Raw genomic sequence first — 4,811 nt, 5'->3', positions numbered from 1 at the left:
GCCGCGGCCGCCCACGGCGCGGCGGCCGCGGCGGAGAGCGCGAAGAGCCCGCACGCGACGAGCATCGCGGCACCGGCGCGGCGCAGCGATCGCACCGCGGTGGGCGGGTCGACCACCCGCCGCGCCACCCGCACCTGGGCGAGCATCACCGCCGCGGTGTTCACCACCAGCAGCGCCGCGGCCAGCCAGGACGGGGCGGCGGTGCGGCGCGCCACCCAGAGCGGCAGCACCAGGCTGAGCAGCGGCAGGTACAGCATCATCACCGCGTTCAGGGCGGTGAGCAGCGCGTACCGCCGGTCGCGCAGCACGGTGCGGGGGCCGCCGTCGGACGCCGGCGCAGTGGTCGCGCCGCGCCGGGCCGGGAGCCGGCGCAGCAGGACCGCCGCGCCGAGGAAGGCCACCGCGTCCAGCACCAGCACCGCCCGATACGCCCCGGCGGTGTGCGCCCAGAGCGCCAGGCCGCCGAGGGCCGCCCCGAGGCCCAGCCCGGCGTTGACCACCGACTGGAGCCGGGCCCGCACCTCGGTCCGCCGCTCGGGTTCCACCAGCCGGGCCAGCAGCGCCTGACGGACCGCGCCGAGGCCGGTCTGGCAGCCGGCGTAGAGGCAGGCCACGAGCACGAACACGGCCGGCTGGCGGACCACCAGGAACCCGGCGACGGCCAGCGCGGTGGCGGCGGCCAGCAGCACGGCGACCGTGCGGGCGTCCCGCCGGTCGGCCGTGTGCCCGACCGGCACCCCGGCGAGCAGCCCGGCCGCCCAGCCGACCGAGAGCCCGAGCCCGACCTGCCCGGGCGACAGGCCCACCACCTGGGTGAAGTAGAGCGCGGAGGTGACCAGGAAGGCGCCGTCACCGATCGAGTTGGCCAGCTGGGCCAGCGCGAGGGTGCGCGCCGGTCCGGCGGCGGGCAGCAGGCGGCCGGGCACGGCTCAGCCCTCGATCGGCCGGCGGGTACGCGCCCGCTTCAGTTCGAAGAAGCCGTCGGTGCCGGAGACCAGCAGCACCCCGTCCCAGAGCCGGCCGGCGGCCTCGCCCCGCGGGTACGGCGCCACCACCGGCCCGAAGAACGCGTTCACCCCGCCGTCGACGCCGGGTACGTGGATGGTGGGCGTGCCCAGGTCCTCGCCGACCGGGTCGAGGCCGGCGTGGTGGCTGGCCAGCAGCGCGGCGTCGTGGTCGGTGGTGTCGGCCGCGTCGACCAGTTCCACGGGCAGCCCGACCTCGGTCAACGCCGCCGCGTACAGCTCCCGGCCGATCGGGGCCCGCTCGTGGTGGATCCGGTTGCCCAGCGCGGTGTAGAGGTCGCGCAGCACGTCGGTGCCGTACTTCTGCTCGGCGGCCACGCAGACCCGGACCGGTCCCATGCCCGGCTTAAGCCACTCCCGGTACCACTCCTCCAGCCCTTCGCGCCCCTCGTTGAGCACGGCCAGGCTCATCACGTGGAAACGGACCCGCAGATCGCGGACCCGCTCCACCTCCAGCAGCCAGCGGGAGGCGTTCCAGGCCCACGGGCAGCGCGGGTCGAACCACATGTCGGCGGTCGTCATCGTCGTCTCGGTCCCCTTCACCAGGCGGTTGCAGTACCGACGTTAGGGGGTGGATCGGCCCATTCCGAGGTCCGATCCGGGCGCGATTTGCTGGGCCAATTTACTGCGGACGAGGACCGGCGATCGCTCTTCGGGGAGGCCGCACGACGACGGGCCGGACTCCGCACGCAGGGAGTCCGGCCCGTCGACGGCGCGCGTCGAATCACATGGTGTGTTCCCCGTGCGCGTCGGCGCTGTCGCCCGCGTTGTGCGACTTGCCCGGGGCGCGCGGCACACCGTTGACCGCCGAGGTGTCGTAGGCGAACGTGATGACCGCGGTCGCGATCGCGTCGCTGTTCACGTCGAGCGCCGTGACGTTTACGTTGCCGTACAGCCCGTGCGCGGCGGCGAGTTGCCCGTAGAGCGCGGGGTCGGCTCCGTCGGCCACCGGCGTACGGCTGTCGCACCCCTGGTGGTAGCAGGGGTCGTAGGCGGCACCGGCCACGCCGCCGAAGAGCGCCGCCTCCGCGGCCGTCTTCAGGCCCTCGGCGCCGGTGAAGAGCCCACCGGCCGGGATGTCGACGCCGCGGGCGATGAACGGGCCGTAGTCGGAACGACCGGTGAAGTCGGCCGGCACGGTGGGCAGGCCGCGGGCGGCGAAGAAGGACTCGAAGACCTTCTCGATCTGCGCCGAGCCGGCCGGGCCGGGGCCGGCGCCGGACGCCGCGGAGTCATCACCGTCGTAGACGCCGAAGACGTAGTTCGGCGAGCCGACCATGTCGAAGTTGAGGTAGAGCGCGATGTCGGCCCGCTGTGCCGGCGACAGCGCGGCGACGTAGTGGTTGGAGCCGAGCAGTCCGCCCTCCTCCGCGCCCCACCAGGCGAACCGCACGGCGTTGTTCGGCTTCACCTTCGCCATCTGCAGCGCGACCTCGAGGATCGCCGCGCTGCCGGTGCCGTTGTCGTTGAACCCCGGCCCGGCCGGTACGGAGTCCAGGTGCGCCCCGGCCATCACCACGTTGTCGGTGCGCCCGTCGCGGGTCTGCGCGATGACGTTCTCCGTGTCCCGCAGCTGGGAGATGGTGTCCGCCTTGATCCGTACGGTCAGGCCGGCCGTGCCGGCGAACTCCACACCCCGCTGGTACGAGACGGAGACGACCGGGATGGAGACCGGGGCGCTGAGCGTGCCGGAGAACAGGGAGAACCGGTCCGGGTTGGTGGCCGGGGTGCCGTCGCCCTGGTTCATGATGATCGCCCCGACCGCGCCGGCGGCTGCGGCGTTGGTCGCCTTGACGCCGAAGCCGCAGCCGCCGCGCTGCAGGAGCGCGATCTTGCCGATCAGGTCGGGACCGGTGAAGTCGGTGGCCTCGCAGCCGGAGGTGGAGGTGGCGGGACTGCCGAGGGCGAGGTCCACCGGGACGACCAACCCGGTGACGTCTCCCGCGCCGGAGAACGTCATGAGGTCGTAGTCGACCCCGTCGGTGTAGCCGGTCGGAATCGGCGCGACCTGTGCGAACGACGACGAGAACTCCTGGTAGAACGGGAACTGGAAGGGCTGCCGGGTGACCAGGTAGCCGGCCTGCTCCAGCCGTCCGGCCACATAGTCGGCGCTGGCCGTGAAGCCCGGGGTACCGGAGGCACGGGTCCCGCCGTGCGCGTCGGCGATGGACTGGAACGCGTCGAGGTGCCGGAGCACCCCCTGCACGGTGACCGCCTTGGTGAGCTTGCTGACCGAATTGTTGTTCGGCTCGGCCGCCACGGGGCCGACGAGGAACATGCTTCCGACGACAGCACCGGCGACCACGCCGGCGAGGGCTTTCCGGGAAGACACCACGATGTGTCGCACCTCCTTGGACGAGGGAACGCCGGGCCGCCTCGCACGGCGTTCCCCGCACTGTAGACGCAGGTCACAGCACCCGGAAGGGTCCACCTGGGTCGATTCGTCGGTTCGCTCCGCCGCTCCGGGACCGCCCCTTCGCCCGGCGACACGGACGGTTCGGCCTGATTCAGGGCGACCCCGTTGACGTGTTTGGGCACCGGTGCGGTGGGAAGACACGCGCGCCGCGCGGGCCGAATCGGCCCGACGTCGCCGGGCGACGCCCACCACCGGCCCGGCCGCGGCGGACCGCGAGGAGGAGCGATGGCCCAGGCGGCCACCAGACCGAGCAGCGCGAGGAAGGCCACCGGGGCGCGCAAGGCCCCGATGCCGAACAAGACCGCGGCGAAGAAGGTCGCGACCGCCACCAAGCGGGCGACCGCCGCGACCGCGGCGAAGACGCCCGGCGGGAAGCCCACCCCGACGACCGCCCGGGCGGCCAGGAAGAAGGACACCTCGGCCACCACCGCCACACCCACCCGGCGGCCGACCGCCAAGGCCACCGCGGCGAAGAAGGCCACCACCGCGAAGAAGGCGACCACGGCGAAGACGGCGCCGGCGACCAGGGCGGCGGCGAAGAAGGCCCCGGCGACGCGGGCCACCGCCAAGAAGACCACCGCGAAGAAGGCGCCGGCGAAGAAGGGCACCGCCCGCAAGACCACGGCGAAGAAGGCCGCGGCCACCGCAAGGGCCCGGACCGTCGCCGCGACGCGGACGCCGGCGAAGAAGGCGACCACCATGGAGTCGTTCGGCAACCGGCGTACGGCCCGCACGAGCGCCCGCTGAGAGCGGTACGGCGGGCCGGTCAGGGCGCGGTGAGCAGGGCGACCCGCTCGGTGGCGAGCGCGCCGAGGTGACGGGCGAGCTCGTTCGCTTCGCCGGCGAGCCGGTCCCGCAGCCGGGCGACCGCCGTCCCGGCCCGGTCGACCGACTCCTGGGCCCGCCGGATGCGGCCGCGCACGGCCAGGTCGGTGAAGATGTTGTCGAGGAAGATGTCGGTGAAGCGGGTCAGCTCGCCCAGCTCCAGCTGCGGCGCGAGCCATTGCCCGGACAGGTCGGCCAGCTCTGCCCGGAGCGCCGCCAGCCGCCGGTCCGCGAGCCGGGCCGCCGCGGCGGCGTCGTCCATCCGGCCGTGCTTCATCATGCTGCTGATCGCCCCGCCACCGAAGAACGTGTCGTAGGTGGACCAGTTGTCCGCCCTGCCCAGCTGGTCGCGTACCGCGGCGAGGGCGTCGCGGGCGGCGACGGCGGCGCGGGCGGCCTCGTCGACGTGCCGGGCCCGCGCGGTGAGCCGGTCCCGTTCGGCCGCGATCGCGGCCAGGCGGCCGGCCCGGGGTTCTCCGTCGGCGAGAAGCCGGCGCTCCCGCTCGTCGAGCAGGGCCGCGTACGCCTGCGGCGCGCCGGCCAGC

At 74.2% G+C, this 4,811-nt stretch carries 4 protein-coding genes and 2 pseudogenes; 1 reads left to right on the top strand and 5 read right to left on the bottom strand.

What is annotated here, in order from left to right:
- The 4 genes and pseudogenes from ACWEVO_RS30170 to ACWEVO_RS30155 form a co-directional block, all read right to left on the bottom strand.
- Nucleotides 1-926, bottom strand: a 926-nt coding sequence (locus tag ACWEVO_RS30170) for an MFS transporter (protein ID WP_452310860.1), incomplete at its 3' end; no start/stop codon positions are given.
- A gap of 3 nt (nt 927-929) precedes the next feature.
- A complete protein-coding gene (locus ACWEVO_RS30165; RefSeq protein ID WP_452310859.1) occupies nt 930-1,547 on the bottom strand; it encodes a mycothiol-dependent nitroreductase Rv2466c family protein in 618 nt (205 codons plus the stop codon).
- 310 nt (nt 1,548-1,857) lie between these two features.
- Nucleotides 1,858-2,583: pseudogene (locus tag ACWEVO_RS30160) on the bottom strand (M28 family peptidase); the annotation flags it as partial.
- 87 nt (nt 2,584-2,670) lie between these two features.
- A pseudogene (locus ACWEVO_RS30155) lies at nt 2,671-2,985 on the bottom strand (PA domain-containing protein); the annotation flags it as partial.
- Between the two features lie 681 nt (nt 2,986-3,666).
- Here ACWEVO_RS30155 and ACWEVO_RS30150 point away from each other — a divergent pair.
- Entirely contained in the window at nt 3,667-4,188 is a 522-nt protein-coding gene (locus tag ACWEVO_RS30150; protein WP_452310858.1) for a histone H1, read from the top strand.
- A 19-nt stretch (nt 4,189-4,207) separates the two neighbouring features.
- Here the strand turns inward: ACWEVO_RS30150 and ACWEVO_RS30145 are convergent.
- A partial coding sequence (locus tag ACWEVO_RS30145; RefSeq protein WP_452310857.1) for a hypothetical protein occupies nt 4,208-4,811 on the bottom strand: 604 nt, incomplete at its 5' end.

Source organism: Micromonospora sp. NPDC003776, from assembly GCF_053605645.1.
Note: the sequence above shows the minus strand (reverse complement) of the source record. Positions and strands in the feature narration are given on the sequence as shown.

Coding starts and splice junctions, on each gene's coding strand:
- ACWEVO_RS30165 (WP_452310859.1), bottom strand. CDS start 1,547: ATGACGACCGCCGACATGTGGTTCGACCCGCGCTGCCCGTGGGCCTGG.
- ACWEVO_RS30150 (WP_452310858.1), top strand. CDS start 3,667: ATGGCCCAGGCGGCCACCAGACCGAGCAGCGCGAGGAAGGCCACCGGG.